The sequence below is a fragment of the Nocardioides korecus genome, assembly GCF_054778395.1.
Window position 1 is genome coordinate 55,070 of record NZ_BAAGZO010000011.1, and the last position, 24,927, is coordinate 79,996.

A 24,927-nucleotide genomic window follows, 5' to 3' on the forward strand; every position below is an offset into this window, starting at 1 on the left:
ATGGACGGCCTGCTGCCCCAGCTCGAGGTGATCCGCAAGGACTTCCCGATCCTCGAGCGTCGACTCGCCGGTGACCTGCCGCTGGTCTACCTCGACAGCGCCAACACCTCGCAGAAGCCGCAGGTGGTGATCGACGCGATGGTCGACCACCTCGAGCGGCACAACGCGAACGTGGCGCGGGCGATGCACCAGCTGGGCGCCGAGTCGTCGGCGGCGTTCGAGGAGGCCCGCGACAAGGTCGCGCGGTTCCTCAACGCGCCCAGGCGCGAGGAGGTCATCTTCACCAAGAACGCCACCGAGGGCCTCAACCTGGTGGCGGGCACCCTGGCGTGGGCGACCGGCGACCTGGCGGTCGGCGAGGGCGACCGCGTGGTGATCACCGAGATGGAGCACCACTCCAACATCGTCCCGTGGCAGCTGCTCACCCAGCGCACCGGCGCCGAGCTGCGCTGGTTCGGGCTCACCGAGGACGGCCAGCTCGACCTGTCGAACATCGACGAGCTGATCACCGAGCGCACCAAGGTCGTCTCGCTGACCTGGGTCTCCAACATGCTCGGCACGATCAACCCGGTCGCCGAGATCGCCCGCCGCGCCCACGAGGTCGGCGCGATCGTGGTCGTGGACGCCTCGCAGGCGGCCCCCCAGCTGCCCGTCGACGTGCAGGCCGTGGACGCGGACTTCCTGGTCTTCACCGGTCACAAGGTGACCGGCCCGACCGGCATCGGCGTGCTGTGGGGCCGGGCCGACCTGCTCGGCCAGCTGCCGCCGTTCATGGGCGGCGGCGAGATGATCGAGACCGTGTCGATGGAGCGGTCGACGTACGCCGGCATCCCGCACCGCTTCGAGGCCGGCACCCCGCCGATCGTCGAGGCCGTCGGCCTGGGCACGGCCGTGGACTACCTGACCGAGATCGGCCTGGACGACATCCACCGCCACGAGCAGGCGGTCACCGGCTACCTGCTCGAGGGCCTGGCCTCGCTCGGCGGCGTCCGCGTGATGGGTCCGCTCGACCCGACGCTGCGCGGGGGAGCGGTCTCCTTCGAGGTCGACGGCGTCCACCCCCACGACGTGTCGCAGCTGCTCGACAGCCGCGGCATCGCCGTGCGCGCCGGGCACCACTGCGCCAAGCCGGCCCACAAGCGGTTCGGCGTGCAGAGCTCGACCCGCGCCTCGTCGTACCTCTACACGACGCCGGCCGAGATCGATGCCCTCGTCGAGGGAATCAAGTACACCCAGAACTACTTCAAGGTGGGGTGAGCATGGACCTCGACAGCCTCTACCAGGAGATCATCCTGGACCACTACCGCACGCCTCACAACGCTGGTCTGCGCGACCCGTTCGAGGCCGAGGTGCACCACGTCAACCCGACCTGCGGCGACGAGATCACGCTGCGGGTGCACGTCGAGGGCGAGGGGGACGCGGCTGTCGTGCGCGACGTCTCCTACGACGCCGAGGGGTGCTCGATCAGCCAGGCGTCGGCTTCGGTGATGACCGACCTGGTCATCGGCCAGCCCGTCGCCCAGGCCTTCGCGGCCCAGGAGGCGTTCCTGGAGCTGATGCAGGGTCGCGGCGAGGTCGAGCCTGACGAGGAGGTGCTCGAGGACGGGATCGCCTTCGCGGGCGTCTCGAAGTTCCCCGCTCGCATCAAGTGCGCCCTGCTGGGCTGGATGGCGTTCAAGGACGCCACCTCCACGGTCCTCGCCGAGGGCGGCACGTCCACGACATCGAAGGAGAAGTCATGAGCATCGACCACAGCGACCTGCCCGAGGTCCCCGAGGCGTCCCAGACCGGCGGAGCCCCGTCGGCCGTCGCCCTGAAGGAGGACGTCGTCGAGGCCATGAAGGACGTCGTCGACCCCGAGCTGGGGATCAACGTCGTCGACCTCGGTCTCGTCTACGACGTGCACGTCGACGAGCACTCCAACGCGGTGCTCGACATGACCCTGACGTCGGCGGCGTGCCCGCTGACCGACGTGATCCAGGACCAGACCAACCAGGCCCTCGAGGGTCTCGTCGGCGACGTCACGATCAACTGGGTCTGGATGCCCCCGTGGGGCCCCGACAAGATCACCCCCGACGGCCGCGAGCAGCTGCGGGCGCTCGGCTTCAACGTCTGAGGCGTCCCGGCCCTCCGGGGTCGGTCAGGTCGTGGTCGACCGCTCGGCCAGCACCGCCAGGCTCTCCGCGATGGAGAGCAGGGCCAGTGCCTGCACCGAGTCGTAGCTGCCGTGCTTGAGCTTGGCCGCCAGTCGGGTGGCCTCGTCGAGGTGGTCGCGGTTCGCTCCGGTGCTCATGGCGCCCACCGTAGGCAGCGCGGGCACTAGGTTGGGGGACGTGGACCGTCAGGCGCTGCTCGTGCCGGGGGCCCGCGTGCCGCGGTGGGTCGAGAACTTCGCGGCTCGCCACGACGGGGTGAGCCTCGTGGTGGCCGACGGTGGGCTCGTCGGAGCCGGCGGCGACGGCTCGAGGTTCGTGCTGCGCCCACCCTTCTCCACGGCGTACGCCGGTCCGGCCGACGTCGCCGCGTTCACCGCGGCGCTCGCGCCGCCCCCGTCGTGGGGCGTGCTGCTCGTGCGCAAGGGCGGGTTCGCCGTCGCGCGCCTGGACGGGGAGCGGACGGTCGAGTCCAAGACCGGGCAGCGCCACGTGCAGGGGCGCACGAAGGCCGGCGGCCAGAGCCAGCAGCGGTTCGCCCGCCGCCGGGACAACCAGGCCCGCCAGGCCTACGAGGCGGCCGCCGAGCACGCCGCCCGGATCCTGGCCGGCACCCGGCTGGTCGTGACCGGCGGTGACCACGAGGCCGTCGCCACGGTGCTCGAGGACCGCAGACTGGCCCACCTGGAGGTCGTGGGCCCGTGGCTGCCGGTGCCGGACCCGCGGCGGTCGGTGCTCGAGGCGGCCGTGGAGTCGGCCTGCTCGGTGTCCGTCGAGGTCGTGAACGCGTAGGCACGTCCCTCGGGGCCCCCGGCCACTCGGGTCACCGGGTCTCGACGACGGGCGCGGGGCGCCCTGCTCGACCGACGTGCGGGGGCGTCAGACGGTGATGCGCTCCTCGCCGCGGAGCAGGCCGCTGACCGGGGCGCCGACGTCGCGGCCCAGGAGGGTCGCGGTGACGAAGTCGGTGGCCAGGGACTCGAACTCGCGGCCGCGGTGCAGCATCGCGTGCTTGCCGCCCTCGACGTCGACCAGGCCCACCGAGGTGGCCGTCCGGGCGAGCCCCTCCGCGACCGTGCGGGCCCGGGCGGGGTCGGCCACCCGGTCCTCGGTGCCGTGGACCACCAGCACGCGCCGTCCGGTGAGGTCGACGGCGTCGTCGGGCAGCACCCACGGGTTGAGCGCCACGACGGTCTCCACCCCGGGGGCGTCCCCGGCCAGCAGGGCCGCGCGTCCGCCGAGGGAGTGACCCACCAGGGCGGTGGGCAGCCGGGAGCCGAGCCGCTCGGCGATCTCCTCCAGGGCCCAGCGGGCGTCCTGCGCCGGCGTGTGGTGGGTGTCCCAGCCACGGGTGGAGTTCAGCAGCCGGAAGACGGCGAGGCGGCGGTGACCGGCCCGGGCCAGCCGCCCGGCGACGGGCACCATCCGCAGCACCGAGAGCTGCGCGGGGCTGACCGCCACGCCGCGCTCGCGGGCGCCGCCCCCGTGGAGGACGAGGGCGACGGCGTCGGGGGTGCGCGGCAGGCGGGTCGTGATCAGTCGGGGGGAGGGCACCGGTCCAGGATGTCCGACGGCTGGTCGCCGGGCGGGGCCACCACCACTCAGCGGGCCCCGCTCGACGCCGTGACCTCCCGGTCCGGCGCGACCGACCCGCCCCGCGCCCGGGTGACGAGGTAGAGGCCGACCACGACGGCCCACGACAGCAGGCTGAGCAGCAGCTGCGAGCGGGTGTCGGCGGTGAGCGCCATCTGCACCAGGACTGCCACGATGCCCAGGGCCGCCACGATCGTGAGCCCCGGGAACAGCCACATCCTGACCACGAGGTCCTCGTCCGGCGTGCGCCGCCGCAGGACCAGCTGCGACAGCGCGATCAGCAGGTAGACGAACAGGATGACCGCGCCGGAGGAGTTCAGCAGGAACAGGAACACCGTGTCGGGCGAGACGTACGCCGCGACCACGCTCAGGAAGCCGACCACGGTCGAGAACAGGATCGCCCAGACGGGGACGCCGCGGCCGTTGACCGAGACCAGCCGCTGCGGCGCCTCGCGGCGGGCGGCCAGCACGAACAGCATCCGCGAGGCGGTGTAGAGCCCCGAGTTGAGGCACGACAGCACGGCGGTGAGGACGACCGCGTTCATGATGTCGGCGGCGTACGGGATCCCCATCCGCTCGAAGGCCGCGACGTACGGCGAGGCGCCGAGCTTGGTGTCGTTCCAGGGCACGATCAGCACCAGCAGGATCATCGAGCCGACGAAGAAGGTCGCGACGCGCAGGATCACCGACTGGGTGGCCTTGCCGATGGCGCGCTCGGGGTCGTCGGACTCCGCCGCCGCCACGGTCGCGATCTCGGCGCCGACCATCGAGAACACCACGACCACGATGCTGGAGAAGATCGCCCCGACGCCCTTGGGCAGGAAGCCGCCGTGGGCGGTCATGCCGCTGACGTCGAAGGAGTGGCCGGGCCACAGGCCGAGCACGTAGCAGGTGCCGAGCACCAGGAAGATCACGATCGCGGCGACCTTGATGCCGGCGAACCAGTACTCGAACTCGCCGTAGGAGCTGACCGAGACCAGGTTGGTGGCCGTCATCAGCACCATCAGGCCGAGCGAGAGCAGCCACAGCGGGGCGTCGAACCAGAAGGTGAGGATCTTGGCGCCGGCGACGGCCTCGAAGCCCACCACGATCACCCAGAAGTACCAGTACAGCCAGGCCACCGAGAAGCCTGCCCACCCGCCGAGCGCGCGCCGGGAGTAGTCGGCGAACGAGCCGGTCGACGGGTTCGCCGTGGCCATCTCCCCGAGCATCCGCATCACCAGGATGATCAGCACCCCGGTGATCAGGTAGCTCAGGAACGCCGCCGGCCCGGTCTGGTTGATCACCACCCCGGACCCGACGAAGAGCCCGGCCCCGATCACGCCGCCGATGGCGATCATGGTCAGGTGGCGCTGCTTGAGGCCCTTCTTCAGGGTGGGGCCGTCCTGACCGGGGCCGCCGGTGCTGCCGGTGCTGCCCTGGTCCGTGGTCGTCGTCGCCATGGTGATCACGCCTCCCGAGACGTCGTGCTGGTGCCGCCGCGGGCGCCCGGTGGTGCTCGCGGTCCCCAGCCTCGCACAGGTGCCGCCCCCGGGACCGCCCTCGCGCAGTGCGCTGACCTGCCAGGATGAGGTCATGTGGGAACCCGGACCGGGCTGGCGGCGCCTGCCCGGCGCGGGCGGCCCGGCCACCCAGGGGCTCTGGCTGGTCGAGCGGCCGGACGCGAGCTGGGTCGTGAAGCGGCTCGCCCGACCCGACGGCAGCGTCGAGGCCCTCGAGTCGCGCACCCACGCGGGGTGGTGGCGCCGCGAGGTCGAGGTCGCGCAGGCCCCCGAGGTCGTCGGCGGCCCCGGGCTGGTGCCGACCGGCTTCGGGGACGTCGAGGAGGACGACGAGGGCGTGACCCTGTGGTCCCGGCAGGTCGTGGGGACGCCCCCGCCCGGCCTCTTCGTCGCACGCGCGCTGGGGCGCTTCGCGGCGGCAGCGGTGCCGGTGCCGTCGTGGGGAGCCCGCTCGCACCTGGCCGACCGGCTGGCGATGGCGCAGTGCCGCGGCGGCTGGCCCACGCTGGCGCGCACCCCGCTCGGCGACCTCAGCGAGCGGCTGTGGCGGCGCCGGGAGCACTGGCTCGAGGTGTGCCGGCAGGCGCCGCAGGGGCGGGTGCACGGGGACGCCGTACCCGGTCAGTTCCTCGCCGCGCGCGGCGACGACGTCGTGACCGTCGACTGGCAGTGCTTCGGGTCGGGACCGCTGGGCAGCGACCTGGGCTACTTCGCGCTGTCGAGCCGTGAGGGCTTCGAGGTCCTCCTGCAGGCGTACGCCGGAGGCGCGGGCGTCGAGGTGGAGGAGGTCGTGGGCCCGGCCCGCGTGCACGCCGTCTACTCGATCCTCTCGCGGGCCGAGTGGGCCCTGCGCGCCGCCGCGACCGGCGCCACCGAGGGGTCGTCGGCCGCCCTGCTCGAGCACCCGGCGGTCACGGCGTACGTCCGGGCCCTGCGGCGGCAGCTGCCCCAGGCCGAGGCGCTGCTGTGAGGACCGCGGCCGGGGACCTCCGACCGTGGCCGTGGACCTCGCTGCGCTTCTAGTGTTGGGGCCGTGGGCCCGACCAGCGACGTCGTCGAGGTCCGTGGCCTGGTCAAGACCTTCGGCAGCACCCGGGCCCTGGACGGGCTGGACCTCCGGGTCGGCCACGGGGAGGTGCACGGCTTCCTGGGACCCAACGGGGCCGGCAAGTCGACCGCGATCCGGGCGCTGCTCGGGCTGGTGCGCGCCGACGGCGGCACCGCCACCGTGCTGGGGCTGGACCCCTGGCGCGACGCCGTTGCGATCCACGGGCGGCTGGCGCACGTGCCGGGCGACGTCACGCTGTGGCCCAACCTGACCGGCGGCGAGACCGTCGACCTGCTGCTGCGGATGCGCGGCGTGGACCCGGCCCGCAGCCGCCGCGAGGACCTGCTCGAGCGGTTCCGGCTCGACCCCCGCAAGCGCGCCCGCGCCTACTCCAAGGGCAACCGCCAGAAGGTCGCCCTGGTGGCGGCGCTGGCCGCCGACGTCGAGCTGCTCGTCCTGGACGAGCCCACGACCGGGCTCGACCCGATCATGGAGCAGGTCTTCGCCGAGTGCGTCGCCGAGCACACGGCGGCCGGTGCGACGGTCCTGCTCTCCAGCCACCTGCTGGGCGAGGTGGAGCGGCTCGCCGACCGGGTCACGATCATCCGCGAGGGCCGGAGGGTCGAGACCGGCTCATTGGAGGACCTGCGCCACCTGCGCCGCAGCCACGTGCGCGCCGAGGTGGCGGGGGAGACCCCCACCCTGACCGGGCTGGCCGGCGTCCACGACGTCGTCGCCGACGGCCGGCACCTCTCCTGCACGGTCGACGCCGCCGGTCTGCCGGCGCTCCTCGAGGCGCTCACCCGGGCCGGCGTGCGGGCTCTGACCTGCACGCCGCCGTCCCTGGAGGAGCTCTTCCTCGACGCCTACCGACGGCCCGGGGAGCCGGAGCGGTGAGGCTCACCGGCACCTGGCTGCTGACCCGGCGGGCGCTGCGGCGCGACCGGGTGCTGGTGGCGTCGTGGCTGGTGGTGCTCACCGCCACCGTGGGTGCCTCGGCGGGCGCCACCGCCTCGCTCTACCCGACGTCGGTCGACCGGGTGGCCGCTGCGTCGGCGATCGACGCCAGCCCGGCGATCGTCGTGCTCTACGGCCCGATCCTCGACGTGGGCAGCCTCGGTGAGCTCGCGATGACCAAGCTGACGGTCCTGTACGCCGTCCTAGTCGCGGTCCTGGGCCTGGTCCTGGTGCGTCGCCACACCCGCACCGAGGAGGAGAGCGGGCGCGCCGAGCTGGTCGGCGCCACCGCCGTGACCCGCGACGCCCCCCTGGCCGCGGCGCTGCTCGAGGCCGGGCTGGTCGCGCTGGCCGTGGGGATCCTCGCGGCCGCCGCCGACGTCGCCGGTGGCCTCCCGGTCGTGGGGTCGATCGCCTTCGGCGCGAGCTGGGCCGGGGCCGGGCTGGTCGGCGCGGGGATCGGCGCGGTCGCCTGCCAGGTCGCGGCCAGCGCGCGGACGTGCGGGGTGCTGGCCGCCGGAGTGCTCGGCGCGCTGTTTCTGGTGCGCGCGCTCGGCGACACCTCGGTGCCGCGGCTCGGGTGGGTCTCGCCGCTCGGCTGGGGGACCCGGCTGCGGGCCTGGGGCGACCCCCGCTGGTGGGTGCTGGCCCTGCCGGTGGCGACCTCCCTGCTGCTCGGCACCGCGGCGTTCGTGCTGCGGGCCCACCGCGACCTGGGCTCGGGGCTGGTGGGACCTCGGCCGGGCCGTGCCCACGGCTCACCCCGCCTGGGCGGCGCCGTGGCCCTCGCGGCGCGGCTGCACGCTCCCGCGCTGGCGACCTGGACGGGCGCGGTCGTGGTGACGGGTCTGGTCCTCGGCGCGATCGCCCCCGACATCGGCTCCCTGCTCGACTCGCCCGCGGCCCGGGAGGCGGTGCGCCGGATGGGCGGGGTGGGCACGCTGGAGCGCAGCCTGCTGGCCGCCGAGCTCTCGGTGGTCGCGGTGGTGGTCACCTGCTTCGCGATCACGGTCGTGGTCCACGCCGGGGCCGACGAGCGCGACGGCCGCACCGAGCTGGTGCTGGGCACGGCCGCCTCCCGGTCGGCCTCCTTCGCCGGCACGGCCCTGGTCGCGCTGCTGGGGTCGGCGTGGCTGCTGCTCGCCACGGGCGTGGCCGTGGCGCTGGGCTACGGGCGGGACCGGCTCCTCGTGGTCGGCGCCGCCCTGGCCCAGGCGCCGGCGGTGTGGCTGGTCGCGGCGCTGGCCCTGGCGGCGTACGCCGTGCGGGCGCGGTGGGCGAGCGCCGGCTGGGGGTTGCTGGTGGCCTTCCTGACGCTCGGCCAGCTCGGGGAGCTGCTCCGGCTGCCGCGGTGGCTGACCGAGGCCTCGCCGTACGCCCACGTGCCGCGGGTGCCGGCCGAGCCGTTCGCGCTCCTGCCCGCCGCCACCCTGGTCGGCCTCACCGCGGTCGTGCTGGTCCTCGCCCGGTGGCGCCACCGGTCCCGCGACGTCGGCTGACCCACCGAGGACCCGGCCACCGGGCCCTGCCCTAGGTTGCAGTCATGTCCGCACTCGAGCCGCCCGACCCGACCGGCCCGCCGGACCCGGGCCCCGCGGGCGGGGACGGCGGCCTGGGGGACCCGACGGTCCTGCTCGGCACCTGGGTGCTGCGCCGCGAGATCGAGGACCGGCGCGCCGGGGAGCGGCACCGCGTCGAGGGCGTCCTGGAGCTGACCGCCGACGGCCCCGGGCGGATCCGGTGGAGCGAGTCCGGCGTCTGGCACCACCCGGCCGGGGACGTCGACGTACGCCGAGAGCTGCGGCTCGAGCGCGCCGAGGAGGCCGGTGTCGAGGATGGCGGGGGCTGGTGGGTCCGCTTCGAGGACGGTCGCGACTTCCACCCCTGGCGGCCCGAGCAGGAGGTGGTGCACCCGTGCGCACCGGACACCTACCGCGGGCTGGTCACGGGGACGGCGTCGGCGTGGACGGTCACGTGGGACGTCGCCGGCCCGGCCAAGGACCACACCCTCCGGACGCGACTCACCCGGCCCGCGGACGTGCCGGGGACCGGGTGAGGGAGGCTCGAGGAGCCGGGGGAGCGGTCAGCCGCGGCGGTGCAGGCGGTCCATCACGCGCCACGCGCCGGGCAGGCAGCCGGCGGCCAGCATGATCTTGAGCGCGTCGCCGACCAGGTAGTTCTTCATGCCCACCGAGAACGCCGTGGCGAGGTCGACGTGCAGCACGGCCATCAGGTAGGGCAGGCCGAAAGCGTAGATCACGGCGTTGCCGAGCACCATCGTGGCGACGGCGGAGAGCACGTGGCGGTCGCCGCCGCGGCCGGCCAGGGCGCCCACGACGCCGGCGGCGACCATGAATCCGATGACGTAGCCGAACGAGGCGCCGGCCGCGCCGGAGCCGCCGGCCGCGAACCACGGCACGCCGGCCACGCCGGCGACCAGGTAGAGGGCCAGGGACAGCAGGCCGCGCTGCCAGCCGAGCACCGCGCCGACGGTGAGGGCGCCGAAGGTCTGGGCCGTCACCGGCACCGGGGAGCCGGGCACCGGCAGGGAGAGCTGGGCCAGGAGGCCGGTCAGGGCCGCGCCGCCCACCACGAGCAGGAGGTCGCGGACCAGGGCTCCGGGCACCAGGTCGGCCAGCACCAGGCTGCGGCGGTGGTGCAGGGGGGCGTTCAGGGCGGGGCTGGACATGGGACCTCCGGGGGTCGGGTCGAGGCGGTCGGGGGTTGATGTCTACCAGAGCCCGGCCGCCGCCCGGCACGGCGTACCGCTACTGGACGGTCACCTGCTGCGACGTCACAGCTGGTCGGTGGCGAAGGTGTCGCAGGCGCGGATGGTGCCCTTCGCGAGCCCGGTCTGGAACCACCGCGTGCGCTGGGCGGAGGTGCCGTGGGTGAAGGAGTCGGTGTCGACCCGGCCGGTGGAGCGCTTCTGGATCCGGTCGTCGCCGACGGCCTGCGCGGCGTCGATGGCCCGGCGCACGTCGTCCTGGGTGAGGCCCTCGATGATCGCCTGCCCGTTGGCGTCCTTGGTCTCCTGGGCGCCCTTGGCCCACGCGCCGGCGAGGCAGTCGGCCATCAGCTCGACGCGCACCGAGTCGCTCCTGGGGCCCTTGGTGGTCCGGATCTTGCCGAGGATCCCGAGCTGGTCCTCGACGTGGTGGCCGTACTCGTGGGCGATCACGTAGCCGATCGCGAAGGGGCCGCCCTTGGCGCCGAGCTGGCCCGAGAGCATGTCGTCGAAGAAGGTGCTGTCGAGGTAGACGATGCGGTCGTTGGGGCAGTAGAAGGGCCCCATCTCCGAGCTCGCCTGGCCGCAGCCCGAGGAGGTGCTGCCCTGGAAGGAGACCGTCTTGATCGTCTCGTAGGTGCCCTTCCCCTGGGCCGGGTAGGCGCGCGACCAGTAGTCCTGGACCGAGGTGGTGAACAGCGCCACCGCGCACTCCTGGGAGGACGTGGCGTCGGCGCCGGTGCGGCACTGCGTGCCGGACGCGCGCTGGTCGCCCGCGCTGCCGCCGGTGGTCGTCCCGCCGCCGCCACCGACGCACTGGCTCAGGACCACGAAGAGGACGACCAGCACGATCGTGCCCAGGCCGATCTTGCCGCCGCCGCCCGTGGGCAGCGGGAAGTTCATGCCCCCGCCACCGCCTCCGCCGCCCCCGCGGCGGGACTCGAACTGGCTCTGGTCGATGCTCGCCTTGGGGTTGAAGCGCATGCGTGTGCCTTCCTGCGCTCGATGTTTCGTAGACTGGTGGCTCCTGGGCGCTCCCGGGCCCTGTCCGTGGGGTCCGAGTACCCCGCCGGTCGCGCCCCATGATGCGCGCGGCCCCCACTTTCTGCGAAAGCATGTCGTGATCACTGTCTCCAAGCTCGAGGTACGCGCCGGTGCGCGCCTGCTGATGGACGACGTCTCGTTCCGGATCGGAGCCGGCGACCGCATCGGCCTGGTCGGGCGCAACGGCGCCGGCAAGACCACCCTGACCAAGATCCTGGCGGGGGAGGGCCTCCCGGCGAGCGGGAGCGTCACCCACGCCGGCTCGATCGGCTACCTGCCCCAGGACCCGCGCACGGGCGACCCCGAGGTGATCGTGCGCGACCGGATCCTCGCGGCGCGCGGCCTCGACACCGTCGTACGCCGCCTGCGCGAGGCGGAGCAGGACATGGGCAGCGAGGACCCCAAGGTGGCCGAGCGCGCGATGGGCCGCTACGAGCGGGCCGACGCCGACCTGCACGCCGCCGGCGGCTACTCCGCCGAGGCCGAGGCGGCCCAGATCGCCTCCTCGATCGGCATCGCCGACCGCCTGATGGAGCAGCCGCTGCGCACGCTCTCGGGCGGGCAGCGCCGACGCGTGGAGCTGGCCCGGATCCTGTTCTCCGGGGCCGAGACGCTGCTGCTCGACGAGCCCACCAACCACCTCGACGCCGACTCGATCGTGTGGTTGCGCGACTACCTGCGCAACCACAAGGGCGGCCTCGTGGTGATCTCCCACGACGTCGGCCTGCTCGAGGCGTGCGTGAACAAGGTGCTGCACCTGGACGCCAACCGTGCGGTCATCGACGTCTACAACATCGGCTGGAAGGCCTACCTGGCCCAGCGCGAGACCGACGAGAAGCGGCGCAAGCGCGAGCGCACGAACGCCGAGAGCAAGGCCAAGACGCTCACCGACCAGGCCAACAAGATGCGTGCCAAGGCCACCAAGGCCCAGGCCGCCCAGTCGATGCTCAAGCGCGCCGAGAAGCTGATGGCCGGGGTCGAGGGCGAGCGCCAGGCCGACCGCGTGGCCAAGATCAAGTTCCCCGAGCCCGCCCCCTGCGGCAAGACCCCGCTCACGGCCAAGGAGCTGTCGAAGTCCTACGGCTCGCTCGAGGTCTTCACCGACGTCGACCTCGCGGTCGACCGCGGCAGCCGGGTCGTGGTGCTGGGGCTCAACGGCGCCGGCAAGACCACCCTCATGCGGATCCTCGCGGGCGTCGACGAGTCCGACACCGGCGGCGTCGTACCGGGTCACGGGCTCAAGATCGGCTACTACGCCCAGGAGCACGAGACCCTGGACACCTCGCGCACGGTGCTGCAGAACCTCCAGTCCGCGGCCCAGCAGCTCACCGACACCGAGGCGCGCTCGGTGCTGGGGTCGTTCCTGTTCTCCGGCGACGACGCCAACAAGCCGGCCGCGGTGCTCTCGGGCGGGGAGAAGACCCGGCTCGCGCTGGCGATCCTGGTCGTCTCCAGCGCCAACGTGCTGCTCCTGGACGAGCCCACCAACAACCTGGACCCCGCCTCCCGCGAGGAGGTCCTGGCCGCGATCCGGACGTACGCCGGCGCGATCGTGCTGATCACCCACGACGAGGGGGCCGTGCACGCCCTCGAGCCCGACCGGGTGCTGATCCTGCCCGACGGGGTCGAGGACCTCTGGACCCCCGACTACGCCGACCTGGTCTCCCTGGCCTGAGCCGGTCGGGTCCCCACGGGTGTCTGAGGGGGCTCAGCCCCAGGGGACCCCGGACCGCAGGAGGACGTTGGCGTACGGCGTGGCCTCACCCGTGCGCACCACGAACCGGCAGCCGGCGACCAGCTGCTTGAACCGCTCGTGGGTGACCAGCTCGGGGGCCAGCCGCGACCGCAGCGCCGCGGCCACGTCGGCGTTGGCGGTCCCGACCTCCTCGGCGGCCCACGACGCCTCGACGGTGATGGTCGCCAGCACGGCGTCGAGCACGGTCAGGAACGGCGGCACGCCGTACACCAGCCCGAGGTCGACCACCGGCACCTGCGGCGGGACGGGGAGGCCGGAGTCGGCGACGGCCACGAGGTCGGTGTGCCGCAGCCCGGCCAGGCGGCCGACGAGCTCGGCGTGGATGAGTCCGGTGGTCTGCACGGGGCCAGGCTAGCCAGCGGCGGACCTCCCGGGCGCCCGGGTGCGGCTGCGCCGGCTCTGCCGCGGGCGCTGTCGGGGGCGCGTCCTAGAGTGCGCTCCATGAGCACCTCGACCAGCACCGCAGGCTTCCCGCTGGGCCCCACCGGACCCTCCGACGACGAGCTCCGGGCGGCCCGCCTGCGGGTCGAGGTGGACGGCGCCGTCGTCACGGTGGTCCTGGACCTGCCCGAGCGTCGCAACAGCCAGACGCCACGCACCTGGCACACCCTGGCGGCGATCGGTCGCTCGCTGCCCGAGGAGACTCGCGTCGTGCTCGTGCGCGGGGCCGGGGACGGGTTCTCGGCCGGCATCGACACCCGGCTGCTGCGCCCCGGCGGGCTGGAGGGCGAGGAGTCCGTCGCCGAGCTGATGCTCGAGGGCGACGAGCGGGTCCTGGAGGCCGTCGACGGCTACCAGCGCGGCTTCACCTGGCTGGCCGACCCGCGCATCGTGTCGGTGGCCGTCGTCCAGGGCTTCGCGATCGGGGCCGGCTTCCAGCTCGCGCTGGCCTGCGACCTGCGCGTGGTCGCCGACGACGCCCGGTTCTGCATGAAGGAGCCGGCGCTCGGCCTGGTCCCCGACCTCGCGGGAACAAAACCACTGGTCGACGCGGTTGGCTACTCGCGGGCGCTGGAGATCTGCGCCACCGCGAGGTTCGTCGGCGCCGACGAGGCCGCCCGTCTGGGCATCGCCACCGTCGTCGTACCCCGCAGCGAGCTCGACGCGACCGCCACCGACCTGGTCGGTGCCCTGCTGGCCAGCAGCGCCGGCGCCGTCCGCGAGACCAAGGCCCTGCTCCAGCACGCCGGGGAGCGCGACCTGGAGGAGCAGCGGCTCGCCGAGCGGGAGGCCCAGGTGCGGCGCTTCCGCGAGCTGGCCCCGCGCGGGTGAGCGCACCCCCCACACCACAGAGAGGCGGCCCACGATGAGCGGGATGAACCCCGGCATGCTGATGCGGTCGATGCGTCGCGACCCGAGCGTGGTCGATCAGAAGCTGACCCGTGACACCGTCCGGCGCGTCTTCGGCTTCGCCACCCCCCACCGCCGGCTGATCGCCGGCTTCCTGGTCTTCGTCGTGCTCGACGCGGCGCTGGTGGTCGCCAACCCGCTGCTGGTCAAGCACCTGCTCGACGACGGCGTGCTGGGCAAGGACGTCGGCCTGGTGGTCTGGCTCGCGGTCGCGATGGGCGCCGTCTCGGTGCTCGACGCGCTCCTGGGCGTGGGGTCGGGCTACCTCTCCTCGCGCATCGGGGAGAGCCTGATCTTCGACCTGCGCACGAAGGTCTTCGGCCACGTGCAGCGGATGTCGATGGCGTTCTTCACCCGCACCCAGACCGGCGCGCTGGTCTCGCGCCTGAACAACGACGTCATCGGCGCGCAGCGGGCCTTCACCTCGACCCTGTCCAGCACGGTGTCGAACTCCATCAGCGTGGTCGTCGTGGGCATCACCATGCTGGCCCTGAGCTGGCAGGTGACCCTGGCCTGCCTGCTGCTCTTCCCGCTGCTCCTGCTGGCCTCGCGGTGGGTGGGTCGCCAGATCAGCGGCCTGACGCGGCGCCAGATGGACGGCAACGCCGACCTGGGCAACATGATGACCGAGCGCTTCAACGTGGGCGGCGCGCTGCTGCTCAAGCTGTTCGGCCGTCGCTCCGAGGAGGACGAGAAGTACGCCGAGAAGGCCGGCCTGGTGCGTGACCTCGGCATCCGGATCTCCCTGGTCACTCGGGTCTTCATGGCCGTGATGATGCTGATCCCGGCGCTGGCGACCGCCCTGGTCTACGGCATCGGCGGCGCCCTGGCCATCAACGGCGCCCTCACGATCGGGACCCTGACCGCCCTGGCCACCCTGCTGCTGCGCCTCCTGGGGCCGCTCCAGGGGCTCTCCAACGTGCGCGTGGACGTGATGACGGCGCTGGTCAGCTTCGACCGCGTCTTCGAGGTGCTCGACCTGCCCTCGACCGTGCAGGAGAAGCCCGACGCGGTCGACCTCCCGCCCACGGCCGCGCGGGTGGAGTTCGACGACGTGTCCTTCACCTACCCCCGCGCCGACGAGGTGTCGCTGGCCAGCCTCGAGACGGTCTCGCGGGTCGAGTCGCGCGAGAACGGCCCCGTGCTGCACGGGATCGACTTCACCGCCGAGCCCGGGCAGATGGTCGCCCTGGTGGGCCCCTCGGGCGCGGGCAAGACCACGATCACCCACCTGGTCGCGCGGCTGTACGACGTCGGCAGCGGCGCCGTGCGCGTCGGCGGGGTCGACGTGCGCGACGTGACGATGCAGTCGCTCGAGGACGCCGTGGGCTACGTGACCCAGGACGCCCACATGTTCCACGACACCATCCGGGAGAACCTCCGCTACGCCGCCCCGGGCGCCACCGACGAGGAGATCTGGTCGGCGTTGGGCGCCGCTCGGATCGACACGGTGGTGCGGGCGATGTCGGACGGGCTCGACACCGTGGTCGGCGACCGCGGCTACCGGCTCTCCGGTGGCGAGCGCCAGCGGCTGGCGATCGCCCGGCTGCTGCTCAAGGCGCCGCCGATCGTGGTCCTCGACGAGGCCACCGCCCACCTGGACTCCGAGTCCGAGCTGGCGGTCCAGCAGGCCCTCGACCGGGCTCTGGAGGGCCGCACCTCGCTGGTGATCGCCCACCGGCTGTCCACGGTGCGCAACGCCGACCTGATCCTGGTCGTCGAGGACGGCCGGGTCATCCAGCGCGGCACCCACACCGAGCTGCTGGCCCAGGGCGGCACGTACGCCGTCCTGCACCGCACCCAGTTCCTCTCCGACGACCACCCCGAGCCCGAGCCCGTCTCCTAGCCGCCGAGGAGGCCCATCTGGCGCCCGAGGAGGCCCATCTGGCGCCCGAGGAGGCCCATCTGGCGCGCGAGGGGGCGCGTCTGGCGGGCGAGGGGGCGCGTCTGGCGGGCGAGGGGGCGCGTCTGGCGCGCGAGGGGGCTGGTGTGGTCGGCTGCGGGACCGCCCGGCGTCGGCGTCGTAGGTTGGCCCGATGGACCTGGGACTGACCGACCGTGTCTTCGTCGTCACCGGGGGTGCGCGCGGCCTGGGCCGCGCCACCGCCGACCTGCTCGTGGCCGAGGGGGCGCGCGTGGTGCTCTCCGGTCGCAGCCGGGAGAGCCTGGACGCCGCCGTGGCCGACCTCGGGCCGGCGGCCGTGGCGGTGGAGGCCGACAACGCCGACCCCGGCACCGCCGACCGGGTCGTGGCCGCGGCCCTGGACACCTGGGGCCGGTTGGACGGGGCGCTGGTCTCGGTGGGCGGCCCGGCCCCGGGCACCGTGGCCGACACCCCCGACGAGGCCTGGCGCGCCGGCTTCGAGTCCGTGTTCCTCGGGGCGGTGCGGGTCGCCCGCACCGTGGCGGCGCGGCTGGGGGAGGGCGGGTCGATCGCGTTCGTGTTGTCCAGCTCGGTCAAGGCGCCGATCGGTGGCCTCGCGGTCAGCAACGGGCTGCGTCCCGGGCTGGCGATGGTGGCCAAGACGATGGCCGACGAGCTCGGCCCGCGCGGCGTACGGGTCAACGGGCTGCTGCCCGGCCGCGTCGGCACCGACCGGGTGGCCGAGCTCGACGCCTCGACCGGTGACGCCGAGCGCGCCAAGCAGAGGGCCCTGGCCGGCATCCCGCTGGGGCGCTACGGACGGCCCGAGGAGTTCGGGGCCGCCGCGGCCTTCCTGCTCAGCCCGGCCGCGTCGTTCGTGACCGGTGTGGTGCTACCCGTGGACGGCGGGATGCTGCGCGCGCTGTGAGCCGGGGCGGGGACCGCCGGCGCGACCGGCCCGGCGCTGCCTGACCTCGTCGTAGGCGAGGTAGAGGAAGCCGAAGACCGCCAGTCCGCCGAAGAACCACCACTGCAGGCCGTAGAAGAAGTGCGGGCCGTTGCTGGTGTCGTCGGGGAGCTCGATCGCCGCCAGGTGGTGCGACGGCGCCGGGCTCTGCAGCGCGAGGTCGACGAAGCCGCGCTTGACCGGGTAGGGGAGCACCCCGGCCGCCGCCCGGGAGGACAGTGCCCGCGTCTCCAGGTCGGCCACGGTGGTCGCGCCGCCGGTGGCGTCGCGGCGCACCCAGCCCGTCACGGTGACGTCCCCCGAGGTCGCGGCAGGCAGGTTCGGGCGGGTGGCCCCGGAGTTGTCGGTGCCGAGCCAGCCCCGGTCCACCAGCACCGCGGAGCCGTCCGCGGTGACCAGCGGTGTGACGACGTCGACACCGGGGCCGGCGTCACGGGTCTGGTACTTGAGCACGATGGTGTGCGCGTCGTCGTAGCGGCCGTGGATCGTCACGCGCTGCCACTCCGCGGACGCCGGAGGGTCCTGGCGTGTGGACATGACCTGCCCGACCGGCAGGGGCACCGACCCCAGGTTGGTCCTGGTCGTGCGGTTGGTCTGCTTGCGGTCGTCGAGGCGGTGGAACTGCCACTGGCCCAGGAGCAGGGCGAGGTAGGCGAGCACGACCACTGCGAGGAGGAACAGCACCCAGCGCCGACTCAGCAGGAATCTCACGCAACGAGCGTATGCCGCTCCGCCCAGGCTCCGTGGCCCAGGCCCCGCGGGTGCCGGTCCTAGACTGCGGGGTGTGACCTCCTCCACGCACGCACCGACCCCCGACGGGTCGCACGGTCCCTCCGGGCTGGTCGACACCTACGGCCGGGTCGCGACCGACCTCCGGGTCTCCCTGACCGACCGGTGCAACCTGCGCTGCAACTACTGCATGCCGGCCGAGGGACTGGACTGGCTGCCCACCGACCAGACCCTCGACGACGACGAGATCGTGCGCCTGGTGCGCATCGGCGTCGAGCTGCTGGGCGTGCGCGAGGTCCGGTTCACCGGCGGCGAGCCGCTGCTGCGACGGGGCCTGGCCTCGATCGTGGCGCAGACGACGGCGCTCTCACCCCGTCCGGAGACCTCGATCACCACCAACGCCCTGGGCCTGGCCCGTACGGCGCGCGCGCTCGCCGACGCCGGTCTGGACCGCGTCAACGTCAGCCTGGACACGATCCGGCGCGACACCTTCCACCAGATCACCCGCCGGGACCGGTTCGACGACGTCGTCGCCGGCCTCGCGGCGGCGCAGGAGGCGGGCCTGGGGCCGGTCAAGGTCAACGCGGTGCTGCTGCGCGGGGTCAACGACACCCAGGCGCCCGAGCTGCTGCGGTGGTGCCTGGACCGCGGCTACCAGCTGCGGATCATCGAGCAGATGCCGCTGGACGCCCAGCACGACTGGTCGCGCACCGAGATGATCACCGCCGAGGAGATCTTCGCCTCGCTGGAGTCGGAGTTCACCCTGACCCCCGACCCCGAGCACCGCGGCAGCGCCCCGGCCGAGACCTTCCTGGTCGACGGCGGGCCCGCCACGGTCGGCGTGATCGCCTCGGTCACCCGCCCGTTCTGCGGCGACTGCGACCGGGTGCGGCTCACCGCCGACGGCCAGGTCCGCAACTGCCTCTTCGCCCGGGAAGAGTCCGACCTGCGCGCGGCGCTGCGCGGCGGCGCGACCGACCAGGAGATCGCCGACCGCTGGCGCCTGGCGATGATGACCAAGCGTCCCGGCCACGGCATCGACGACGACCTGTTCCTCCAGCCCACCCGTCCCATGTCGGCCATCGGCGGCTGATCGCCCGGTCTTGTCAGCGGCCCGCCACGGGTCGCATCCTGGTGCGGTGCTGCGCGCCCGCCTCGTCCTCGCCGTCGGCGTGCTGCTGTGGACCGGCGGCTTCGCGGTCGGCACCGAGCCGCGGTCGGCCACCGTCGGGGGCCGCGAGGTCTCCTGCGGCACGCCGCTGCCGGTGTCGTGGCTGGTCCCCGGTGCGACCGGCCCGACCGAGGGCGCTCCCGGGTCGACGGCAGCGGAGCGGCGGGCCTGCCACGCCTCGGTCGTCGAGGGGCGCTGGCTGAGCGGCGGGGCGCTCGGGCTCGGGGCGCTGGTGGCGCTGGTCGGGTGGACCGCCGGACGTGAGCTGGGGGACCGACCGGTCGAGGCGGCCGCCAGGGACGGCGTACCGGCGCCGACCTGACCGTCGTCGGCGTGCTCCGCCCCTCAGGACCCCAGGGGGGCGACGTCGCGCAGGAACTGACGGGCGGCCAGGAACTGCGCGAGGCTCTCGCGGTGGTCCTCGCACGCCAGCCACACCTTGCGCCGCTCGGGCGTGTGCAGCTTGGGGTTGTTCCAGCGCAGCTCGTGCTCGGCGGGCGCGGTGCAACCCCTGGCCGAGCACACCGGGGACTCCGGGCCCTCGGCGGGCCCGGACGGCTCGACGGTCACCGCAGCTCGCGGTACTGCTGCTCGGGGGCGACCAGCTCGGTGCCCTCGATGCGCGGGGCGGCGCTGTTGGCCACCACGACCGCGATGTAGGGCAGGATCAGCGCGCCGGCCAGGAACACCCACAGGAACGGCCCGGACCCGACGATGACGGCGCACACGAAGCAGATGGAGCGCAGGCTCATCGACGCGAGGTAGCGCTTGCGCCGCTTGTTCAGGTCGTCGCGACGGTTGCCGGGTGCGTTGGTGATGCGCACGGGCTCAGGGCCGGTGCGAGACGTCCGAGTTCTGCGAGCGGGGGCCACGTCTGCCAGCCTACGTCGGGGTTGTGCGGGCCCAAGGGCGAGCGGGTGTGAGACGTGGCATCCTGGGCCCCGCCCACGTCACCCCGTGCCACACCCAATCCCCCAGGAGCCTCCGATGTCCGACCGCACCTACCGCGTCACCGAGATCGTCGGCACCTCGCCCGAGGGCATCGACCAGGCCGTGCGCAACGGCGTCGAGCGCGCCGCCCGCACGCTGCGTCACGTCGACTGGTTCGAGGTCACCCAGGTGCGCGGCCAGGTCAAGGACGGCAAGGTCGAGCACTTCCAGGTCGGGATCAAGCTCGGCTTCCGCCTCGAGGACGACTGACCCAGCCGTGCCCGCCCTGCTCGAGCTGCGGGTCCTGGAGGGACCCAACCTGTACTTCCCCCGGGCGGCGATCAAGCTGACGCTCGACGTCAGCGCGCTGTCCCGGGCGCCCGAGTCCGACGTACGCCGACTGGCCGAGCGCCTCGGGCTGCGCTCGATCCGCGCGGGTTTGCCGGTCAGCGGCTTCCGTCAGCGTTCGATCGCGCGCCTGGTCACCCTGCTCGTGCGCCGGGTCGCCAGCGACGCCGGCACCACCCGCCTGGGCATCCGCGTGCGCCCCACCAGCGAGCCCGACCGGCTCGTCGTGGCCTACCCCTGGCGCGACCGCAACCGGGCCCGCGCGCTGGGCGAGGCCGTGGCCGGGGTGATCGACGGGCTGGAGCGGGCCGACGACGTCTCGACGCTGGTCGAGGAGGCGGTCGCCCGCGTCACCTCGGTGCCGCGCGGCCCGGCGCCGACGACCATCCGACCGCGGGTGCCCGTCGTGGCGGTCACCGGCACCAACGGCAAGACGACCACCTCGCGGATGGTGGCCCACATCGCCCGGGAGGCCGGCCACCTCGTGGGCTGGTCCAACACCGACGGCGTCTACGTTGACGGCGCGATGGTCGAGTCCGGCGACTACTCCGGCCCCTCGGGCGCGGCCCGGGTGCTGGCCCACCGCGAGGTCGACTTCGCGGTGACCGAGACCGCCCGCGGCGGCATCCTGCTCAAGGGCATCGGGGTGGTCAGCAACGACGTCTCGGTCGTCACGAACGTGACCGCGGACCACCTCGGCATGCAGGGCATCGACACCGTCGACCAGCTCGCCGAGGTCAAGGGCGTCGTGCCCCGGATCACCCGCAAGCAGGGCTGGGCCGTGCTCAACGCCGACGACCCGCGGGTCTTCGCGATGCGGCTGACCACCCCGGCGCGGGCCTGGGTGTTCTCCCGCGACCCCGACTCCCCGGCGCTGCGCGAGGTGCTCGCCGGGCACGGCCGCGCCACCACCGTCCTGGACGGCTGGATCACCGTGCTCGACGGCAACGACGCCGACCCCCTGGTCGAGGTCGTCGACGTGCCGATGACCCTGAGCGGGCTGAGCCGCTTCAACGTCGAGAACGCCCTGGCCGCGACGTCGGCCGCGCTGGCCGCGGGCATCCCGCGCGAGCACGTGGTCGCGGGCCTGCGCTCGTTCACCCCCGACGCCGAGCACAACCCGGGCCGGATGAACTTCTTCACCCTCGGCGAGCTCTCGGTCGTGATGGACCTGGCCCACAACGAGGCCGGCCTCGAGGCCATGGTCGAGATCATGCGCGGCGTGCGTCCCGAGGGCGGCCGGATCCTGCTCGGGCTCGGGGCCGTCGGTGACCGCACCGACGACCTGATCGAGATGTTGGGCGAGATCGCCGCCCGCGACGCCGACCTCGTGGCCATCGGGCACAAGGAGAAGTACCTCCGTACCCGCACCGTCGAGGAGATCGACGCCCTCCTGCGCGCCGGGGCCGAGCGGGTCGGGGTCACCGAGATCGACACCCACCCGACCGAGCTCGCCTCGCTGCAGGCGCTGGTCGGGATCGCGCGACCCGGCGACGTCGTGGGGCTGATGTGCCACGCCGAGCGCCAGGAGGTCTACGACTGGCTGGCCGGCGTCGGGGCGACGCCGGACGGGCCGGACCAGCTGCGCGAGAAGGTACGCCGGGCCGCCGGGTGAGCACCCCGACGGACGGCGCGCTCACCCTCGACTCGGCCCGAGGACGACTCGTCCTGGCGACGGTCATCCTCGGCTCGGGGGTGGCCCTGCTCGACGGCACCGTGGTCAACATCGCGCTGCGCCGCATCGGCACCGACCTGGGGGCCTCGCTGACCCAGCTGCAGTGGATCTCCAACGGCTACCTGCTCAGCCTGGCCTCGCTGATCCTGGTGGGCGGCGCGCTGGGCGACCGGCTGGGACGCCGTCGGACCTACCTCGTCGGCGTGGTCGGCTTCGCCCTCGGCAGCGGGCTGTGCGCGCTGGCCCAGGACCCCACCCAGCTGGTCGCCTTCCGGGTCCTCCAGGGGATCGCCGCGGCCCTGATGGTCCCCGGCGGGCTGGCCATCCTCCAGGCCAGCTTCGCCCGGGCCGACCGCCCCGCGGCGATCGGCACCTGGGCGGGGGTCTCCGGACTGGCCACCGCCGTCGGTCCGTTCCTGGGCGGGTTCCTGGTCGAGCAGGCCGGCTGGCGCTGGATCTTCGCGATCAACCTGCCGCTGTGCCTGGCCGTCGTGCTGCTCGGGCTGCGGGTGCCGGAGACGCGCGACGAGGGCACCACCGGCCGCTTCGACGTGGCCGGTGCCGCCGTCGGAGTCGTGGCGCTGGGCTCCACGACGTACGTCCTGACCGCCTGGCGCTCGCTCGGGCCGGCCCAGGTCGTGGCCGTCGCGGTGCTCGCCGTCCTGGCGTGGGCGGTCTTCGTGGTCCTCGAGCGCCGCCCGCACGCGATGGCGCCCGTGGCGCTGTTCTCCTCGCGGGTCTTCGCCGCCGCCAACGCGATGTCGATGCTGGTCTACGGCGCGCTCGGCACGGTGCTGTTCTTCCTGGTGCTCCAGCTGCAGACCACGCTGGGGTGGAGCCCGGTCGCGGCGGGCGCGGCCACCCTGCCGATCACCGTGGTGATGCTGCTGCTGTCCTCCCGGCTCTCGGTGCTGGCGGCGCGGCTGGGCCCGCGGGTGCCGATGGCGGTCGGGCCGGTGCTGTGCGCGAGCGGGACCCTGCTGCTGAGCCGCGTCGGCCCCGGGGCGTCGTACGCCGTGGACGTGCTGCCCGGCGTCACCGTCTTCGCCCTCGGTCTGGCCTCGCTGGTCTCGCCGCTGACCGTCACCGTCCTGGCCGCCGTCCCCGACAGCCACGCCGGGGTCGCCAGCGGCATCAACAACGCCGTGGCCCGCGCCGGGTCGCTGCTGGCGGTGGCCGCGCTGCCCGCCCTGGTGGGCCTCACAGGTCGGGAGTACGCCGACCCGGTCGCGCTCACGGGGGGCTACCGTCGCGCGCTGGTCGTGGCGGCTGCGATGCTGCTCCTCGGCGGTGCCGTGTCCTGGTTCGGCCTGCGCGGCACGGGAGGGCGTACGCCGACCCGCCGCACCACCACCGAGGAGACCCCATGAGTGACGACCTGATCCGTCTCGCCGTCCTGATCGACGCCGACAACACCTCGCCGAAGATGACGCGGGAGATGTTCGAGGAGCTCGCCGGCTACGGCACCCTGACCGTCAAGCGGGCCTACGGCGACTGGACCAACGACCGGCTGCGCGGGTGGAAGGGACAGCTGCACAAGCACGCGATCTCCCCGATCCAGCAGTTCGCCAACACCAGCGGCAAGAACGCCACCGACTCGGCGCTGATCATCGACGCGATGGACCTGCTCTACGCCGGTCACCTCGACGGGTTCGTGATCGTCTCCAGCGACGCCGACTTCACCCGCCTGGCGACCCGCCTGCGCGAGTCCGGCAAGGTCGTCTACGGCGTCGGGCAGCGCAAGACCCCCAAGCCGTTCCAGGACGCCTGCGACAAGTTCACCTTCCTCGAGGTGCTGCGCGACCCCGACAGCGAGCCGGACACCGACGGCAACGGCGACGGCGGGGACCACGGCTCCTCGCACGGGTCGTCCTCGGAGTCGGGTCGCGGCTCGACGTCGTCCTCGGGTCGGTCCGAGTCGCCCCGCCAGGCCTCCACCGGTGACGAGGACGTCGCCCCCGTGACGCGGGGCAACCTGCAGAGCAAGCTGACCAAGGCGCTGAACAAGATGCCCGGCGACGACGACAACTGGGCCACCGTCGGGGCGCTGGGCAACCACCTCAACCGCACCGACCCGTCGTTCGACCCCCGCACCTACGACTTCGCCAAGCTGAGCGACCTGGTCAAGGCCCAGCCCTACCTGGAGACCAAGTCGGTCCAGGGGGCCGGTGGCCGCTCCGAGCTGTGGGCCCGGATCAAGGGCGCCCGGCCCGCGGGCCAATCCGGTCGGGACCAGTCCGGACGGGACCAGTCGCGCCGGGACGAGCGCACCAAGGACCAGTCGCAGAAGGCCCAGCCCGCCAAGGAGCCGGCTCCCCAGGAGCAGGCGCCCCAGGAGCCCACCGGCCGCACGCCGAGGGCCGAGGACGCCAAGGAGCAGCCCGCGGAGGCTGCTCCCGCCCCCCGTGAGCAGGCGGCGCAGGACGAGCCCGCTCCCCGCGAGGCGGCGACGCCGTCGGCGGAGGAGCCGGGCGACGCGGCCCAGACCGGCCCCGACGACGCCACCGAGCGGCGGACGCGTCGTCGCGCTCCGGCGGTCAAGGTGACGACGTCCTCGTCCGAGGCCCGCGCCCAGGCCGAGGAGGAGGCCCGCGTCGCGGCCCAGGCCGGTGCGGACGCGAAGGCCCAGGCCCGGGCGAACGCCGCGGCCCGGTCCGAGGGGGCGACCCAGGGGTCGGCCGAGGTGCCGTCCGAGGGGGACGCCCCGTCGGGCGAGGAGAACCCCACGCCCGAGGCGGCGACCAAGAAGACGGCCGCGCGGAAGTCGGCGGCGAAGAAGTCCACCACCAAGAAGACGGCGGCCAAGAAGACCGCAGCCACCAAGACGGCGGCCACCAGGACGGCGACCAAGAAGTCGGCAGCGACCGTCGAGGAGTCGGCCCCGGTCACGGAGGCGGCACCCCCGGCCGAGACCCCGGCGCAGGAGCCCGCCGACCAGCCGGCGACCACGGCCCCGGTCGCCACGCGGACGACGCGCAGGCGCGCCACCCGCCAGGCCGGGCCGGCCTCGGAGTAGGCCGGGGTTCAGCCCCGAGCCAGGCCGGGTCGCCCAGACGGCGGCGCGGCCCCGGGACCCCGAGGCCCAGCCGGCGGTCTACCCCAGGGACCCGGC

27 protein-coding genes are annotated in these 24,927 nt (G+C 73.9%); 18 read left to right on the top strand and 9 right to left on the bottom strand.

What is annotated here, in order from left to right; translation table 11 throughout:
- The 3 genes from ACYVDA_RS18845 to ACYVDA_RS18855 are packed head-to-tail and all read left to right on the top strand — an operon-like array spanning position 1 to position 2,116.
- Positions 1-1,257, top strand: a complete 1,257-nt coding sequence (locus tag ACYVDA_RS18845) for a cysteine desulfurase (protein ID WP_460820034.1) — start codon at positions 1-3, stop codon at positions 1,255-1,257.
- Positions 1,258-1,259: 2 nt separating this feature from the next.
- The gene (gene sufU / locus ACYVDA_RS18850) at positions 1,260-1,742 is read left to right on the top strand and encodes a Fe-S cluster assembly sulfur transfer protein SufU (RefSeq protein WP_460820035.1); all 483 of its coding nucleotides are present in this window, start codon (positions 1,260-1,262) and stop codon (positions 1,740-1,742) included.
- Positions 1,739-2,116: a metal-sulfur cluster assembly factor gene (locus tag ACYVDA_RS18855; protein WP_460820036.1), complete on the top strand. Its 378-nt coding sequence runs from the start codon at positions 1,739-1,741 to the stop codon at positions 2,114-2,116. The genes sufU and ACYVDA_RS18855 overlap by 4 nt, the downstream gene beginning before the upstream one ends.
- A gap of 24 nt (positions 2,117-2,140) precedes the next feature.
- Here ACYVDA_RS18855 and ACYVDA_RS18860 read toward each other — a convergent pair whose 3' ends face one another.
- Complete coding sequence (locus ACYVDA_RS18860) at positions 2,141-2,293, bottom strand: hypothetical protein (protein ID WP_460820037.1); 153 nt, start codon at positions 2,291-2,293, stop codon at positions 2,141-2,143.
- Positions 2,294-2,333: 40 nt separating this feature from the next.
- Here ACYVDA_RS18860 and ACYVDA_RS18865 point away from each other — a divergent pair, with 40 nt between their 5' ends.
- On the top strand, positions 2,334-2,945 hold the full coding sequence (locus tag ACYVDA_RS18865) for an acVLRF1 family peptidyl-tRNA hydrolase (protein WP_460820038.1): 612 nt from the start codon (positions 2,334-2,336) through the stop codon (positions 2,943-2,945).
- A gap of 87 nt (positions 2,946-3,032) precedes the next feature.
- Here the strand turns inward: ACYVDA_RS18865 and ACYVDA_RS18870 are convergent, their stop codons facing one another.
- Both ACYVDA_RS18870 and ACYVDA_RS18875 read right to left on the bottom strand, forming a co-directional pair.
- A complete protein-coding gene (locus ACYVDA_RS18870) occupies positions 3,033-3,707 on the bottom strand; it encodes an alpha/beta hydrolase (RefSeq protein ID WP_460820039.1) in 675 nt (224 codons plus the stop codon).
- Between the two features lie 47 nt (positions 3,708-3,754).
- Entirely contained in the window at positions 3,755-5,323 is a 1,569-nt protein-coding gene (locus ACYVDA_RS18875; protein WP_460820040.1) for an amino acid permease, read from the bottom strand.
- Between ACYVDA_RS18875 and ACYVDA_RS18880 the strand changes: the two genes are divergently transcribed.
- From ACYVDA_RS18880 to ACYVDA_RS18895, 4 genes are all read left to right on the top strand, one after another.
- A complete protein-coding gene (locus ACYVDA_RS18880) occupies positions 5,322-6,218 on the top strand; it encodes a phosphotransferase (protein WP_460820041.1) in 897 nt (298 codons plus the stop codon). The two genes, ACYVDA_RS18875 and ACYVDA_RS18880, sit on opposite strands and share 2 nt — an antisense overlap.
- Positions 6,219-6,281: 63 nt before the next feature.
- Positions 6,282-7,193: an ABC transporter ATP-binding protein gene (locus ACYVDA_RS18885; RefSeq protein WP_460820043.1), complete on the top strand. Its 912-nt coding sequence runs from the start codon at positions 6,282-6,284 to the stop codon at positions 7,191-7,193.
- Positions 7,190-8,752: an ABC transporter permease gene (locus ACYVDA_RS18890; RefSeq protein WP_460820044.1), complete on the top strand. Its 1,563-nt coding sequence runs from the start codon at positions 7,190-7,192 to the stop codon at positions 8,750-8,752. The genes ACYVDA_RS18885 and ACYVDA_RS18890 overlap by 4 nt, the downstream gene beginning before the upstream one ends.
- A 44-nt stretch (positions 8,753-8,796) precedes the next feature.
- Positions 8,797-9,309, top strand: coding sequence for a DUF6314 family protein (locus tag ACYVDA_RS18895; protein ID WP_460820045.1), 513 nt, complete (start codon positions 8,797-8,799; stop codon positions 9,307-9,309).
- 27 nt (positions 9,310-9,336) lie between these two features.
- On the opposite strand, the gene ACYVDA_RS18900 is transcribed toward ACYVDA_RS18895, so the two are convergent.
- Together ACYVDA_RS18900 and ypfJ are read right to left on the bottom strand one after the other, a co-directional pair.
- The gene (locus ACYVDA_RS18900; protein WP_460820046.1) at positions 9,337-9,942 is read right to left on the bottom strand and encodes a biotin transporter BioY; all 606 of its coding nucleotides are present in this window, start codon (positions 9,940-9,942) and stop codon (positions 9,337-9,339) included.
- 105 nt (positions 9,943-10,047) lie between these two features.
- Complete coding sequence (gene ypfJ / locus ACYVDA_RS18905) at positions 10,048-10,965, bottom strand: KPN_02809 family neutral zinc metallopeptidase (protein ID WP_460820047.1); 918 nt, start codon at positions 10,963-10,965, stop codon at positions 10,048-10,050.
- Positions 10,966-11,101: 136 nt separating this feature from the next.
- Between ypfJ and ACYVDA_RS18910 the strand changes: the two genes are divergently transcribed.
- A complete protein-coding gene (locus ACYVDA_RS18910; protein ID WP_460820048.1) occupies positions 11,102-12,700 on the top strand; it encodes an ABC-F family ATP-binding cassette domain-containing protein in 1,599 nt (532 codons plus the stop codon).
- Positions 12,701-12,733: 33 nt separating this feature from the next.
- On the opposite strand, the gene rbsD is transcribed toward ACYVDA_RS18910, so the two are convergent.
- Positions 12,734-13,123, bottom strand: a complete 390-nt coding sequence (gene rbsD / locus ACYVDA_RS18915; protein ID WP_460820049.1) for a D-ribose pyranase — start codon at positions 13,121-13,123, stop codon at positions 12,734-12,736.
- 99 nt (positions 13,124-13,222) lie between these two features.
- Between rbsD and ACYVDA_RS18920 the strand changes: the two genes are divergently transcribed.
- From ACYVDA_RS18920 to ACYVDA_RS18930, 3 genes are all read left to right on the top strand, one after another.
- Positions 13,223-14,053 (top strand): enoyl-CoA hydratase/isomerase family protein, encoded by an 831-nt coding sequence (locus ACYVDA_RS18920; RefSeq protein WP_460820050.1) that lies wholly within the window; start codon positions 13,223-13,225, stop codon positions 14,051-14,053.
- 34 nt (positions 14,054-14,087) lie between these two features.
- Positions 14,088-15,977 (top strand): ABC transporter ATP-binding protein, encoded by a 1,890-nt coding sequence (locus ACYVDA_RS18925; RefSeq protein ID WP_460820051.1) that lies wholly within the window; start codon positions 14,088-14,090, stop codon positions 15,975-15,977.
- A gap of 190 nt (positions 15,978-16,167) precedes the next feature.
- Positions 16,168-16,923: an SDR family oxidoreductase gene (locus tag ACYVDA_RS18930; RefSeq protein WP_460820052.1), complete on the top strand. Its 756-nt coding sequence runs from the start codon at positions 16,168-16,170 to the stop codon at positions 16,921-16,923.
- Here the strand turns inward: ACYVDA_RS18930 and ACYVDA_RS18935 are convergent.
- Positions 16,888-17,673 (bottom strand): SURF1 family cytochrome oxidase biogenesis protein, encoded by a 786-nt coding sequence (locus tag ACYVDA_RS18935; RefSeq protein ID WP_460820053.1) that lies wholly within the window; start codon positions 17,671-17,673, stop codon positions 16,888-16,890. The two genes, ACYVDA_RS18930 and ACYVDA_RS18935, sit on opposite strands and share 36 nt — an antisense overlap.
- A 73-nt stretch (positions 17,674-17,746) precedes the next feature.
- Here ACYVDA_RS18935 and moaA point away from each other — a divergent pair, with 73 nt between their 5' ends.
- Both moaA and ACYVDA_RS18945 read left to right on the top strand, forming a co-directional pair.
- On the top strand, positions 17,747-18,784 hold the full coding sequence (gene moaA / locus ACYVDA_RS18940; RefSeq protein WP_460820054.1) for a GTP 3',8-cyclase MoaA: 1,038 nt from the start codon (positions 17,747-17,749) through the stop codon (positions 18,782-18,784).
- 46 nt (positions 18,785-18,830) lie between these two features.
- Complete coding sequence (locus tag ACYVDA_RS18945; protein WP_460820056.1) at positions 18,831-19,184, top strand: hypothetical protein; 354 nt, start codon at positions 18,831-18,833, stop codon at positions 19,182-19,184.
- A 23-nt stretch (positions 19,185-19,207) separates the two neighbouring features.
- Here ACYVDA_RS18945 and ACYVDA_RS18950 read toward each other — a convergent pair whose 3' ends face one another.
- On the bottom strand, positions 19,208-19,432 hold the full coding sequence (locus ACYVDA_RS18950; protein ID WP_460820057.1) for an acetone carboxylase: 225 nt from the start codon (positions 19,430-19,432) through the stop codon (positions 19,208-19,210).
- Positions 19,429-19,686, bottom strand: coding sequence for a DUF3099 domain-containing protein (locus tag ACYVDA_RS18955; RefSeq protein ID WP_460820058.1), 258 nt, complete (start codon positions 19,684-19,686; stop codon positions 19,429-19,431). Before ACYVDA_RS18955 ends, ACYVDA_RS18950 begins: the two co-directional genes overlap by 4 nt.
- A gap of 163 nt (positions 19,687-19,849) precedes the next feature.
- On the opposite strand from ACYVDA_RS18955, the gene ACYVDA_RS18960 reads away from it, so the two are divergent.
- Genes ACYVDA_RS18960 through ACYVDA_RS18975 form a run of 4 tightly spaced genes read left to right on the top strand, consistent with a single transcriptional unit; the run spans position 19,850 to position 24,831 of the window.
- On the top strand, positions 19,850-20,062 hold the full coding sequence (locus ACYVDA_RS18960) for a dodecin (protein WP_460820059.1): 213 nt from the start codon (positions 19,850-19,852) through the stop codon (positions 20,060-20,062).
- A gap of 7 nt (positions 20,063-20,069) precedes the next feature.
- Complete coding sequence (locus ACYVDA_RS18965; protein ID WP_460820060.1) at positions 20,070-21,755, top strand: Mur ligase family protein; 1,686 nt, start codon at positions 20,070-20,072, stop codon at positions 21,753-21,755.
- Complete coding sequence (locus ACYVDA_RS18970; protein ID WP_460820061.1) at positions 21,752-23,185, top strand: MFS transporter; 1,434 nt, start codon at positions 21,752-21,754, stop codon at positions 23,183-23,185. The genes ACYVDA_RS18965 and ACYVDA_RS18970 overlap by 4 nt, the downstream gene beginning before the upstream one ends.
- Entirely contained in the window at positions 23,182-24,831 is a 1,650-nt protein-coding gene (locus ACYVDA_RS18975) for an NYN domain-containing protein (protein WP_460820062.1), read from the top strand. Before ACYVDA_RS18970 ends, ACYVDA_RS18975 begins: the two co-directional genes overlap by 4 nt.
- The last annotated feature ends 96 nt before the right edge of the window (positions 24,832-24,927 follow it).

What these genes read in the sequence shown, in the direction of transcription:
- sufU (WP_460820035.1), top strand. Translation starts at nt 1,260, where the DNA reads ATGGACCTCGACAGCCTCTACCAGGAGATCATCCTGGACCACTACCGC.
- ACYVDA_RS18845 (WP_460820034.1), top strand. Translation starts at nt 1, where the DNA reads ATGGACGGCCTGCTGCCCCAGCTCGAGGTGATCCGCAAGGACTTCCCG.
- ACYVDA_RS18895 (WP_460820045.1), top strand. Translation starts at nt 8,797, where the DNA reads ATGTCCGCACTCGAGCCGCCCGACCCGACCGGCCCGCCGGACCCGGGC.
- ACYVDA_RS18925 (WP_460820051.1), top strand. Translation starts at nt 14,088, where the DNA reads ATGAGCGGGATGAACCCCGGCATGCTGATGCGGTCGATGCGTCGCGAC.
- ACYVDA_RS18960 (WP_460820059.1), top strand. Translation starts at nt 19,850, where the DNA reads ATGTCCGACCGCACCTACCGCGTCACCGAGATCGTCGGCACCTCGCCC.
- ypfJ (WP_460820047.1), bottom strand. Translation starts at nt 10,965, where the DNA reads ATGCGCTTCAACCCCAAGGCGAGCATCGACCAGAGCCAGTTCGAGTCC.
- ACYVDA_RS18920 (WP_460820050.1), top strand. Translation starts at nt 13,223, where the DNA reads ATGAGCACCTCGACCAGCACCGCAGGCTTCCCGCTGGGCCCCACCGGA.
- ACYVDA_RS18930 (WP_460820052.1), top strand. Translation starts at nt 16,168, where the DNA reads ATGGACCTGGGACTGACCGACCGTGTCTTCGTCGTCACCGGGGGTGCG.
- ACYVDA_RS18900 (WP_460820046.1), bottom strand. Translation starts at nt 9,942, where the DNA reads ATGTCCAGCCCCGCCCTGAACGCCCCCCTGCACCACCGCCGCAGCCTG.
- ACYVDA_RS18975 (WP_460820062.1), top strand. Translation starts at nt 23,182, where the DNA reads ATGAGTGACGACCTGATCCGTCTCGCCGTCCTGATCGACGCCGACAAC.
- ACYVDA_RS18860 (WP_460820037.1), bottom strand. Translation starts at nt 2,293, where the DNA reads ATGAGCACCGGAGCGAACCGCGACCACCTCGACGAGGCCACCCGACTG.
- ACYVDA_RS18855 (WP_460820036.1), top strand. Translation starts at nt 1,739, where the DNA reads ATGAGCATCGACCACAGCGACCTGCCCGAGGTCCCCGAGGCGTCCCAG.
- ACYVDA_RS18875 (WP_460820040.1), bottom strand. Translation starts at nt 5,323, where the DNA reads ATGACCTCATCCTGGCAGGTCAGCGCACTGCGCGAGGGCGGTCCCGGG.
- ACYVDA_RS18880 (WP_460820041.1), top strand. Translation starts at nt 5,322, where the DNA reads ATGTGGGAACCCGGACCGGGCTGGCGGCGCCTGCCCGGCGCGGGCGGC.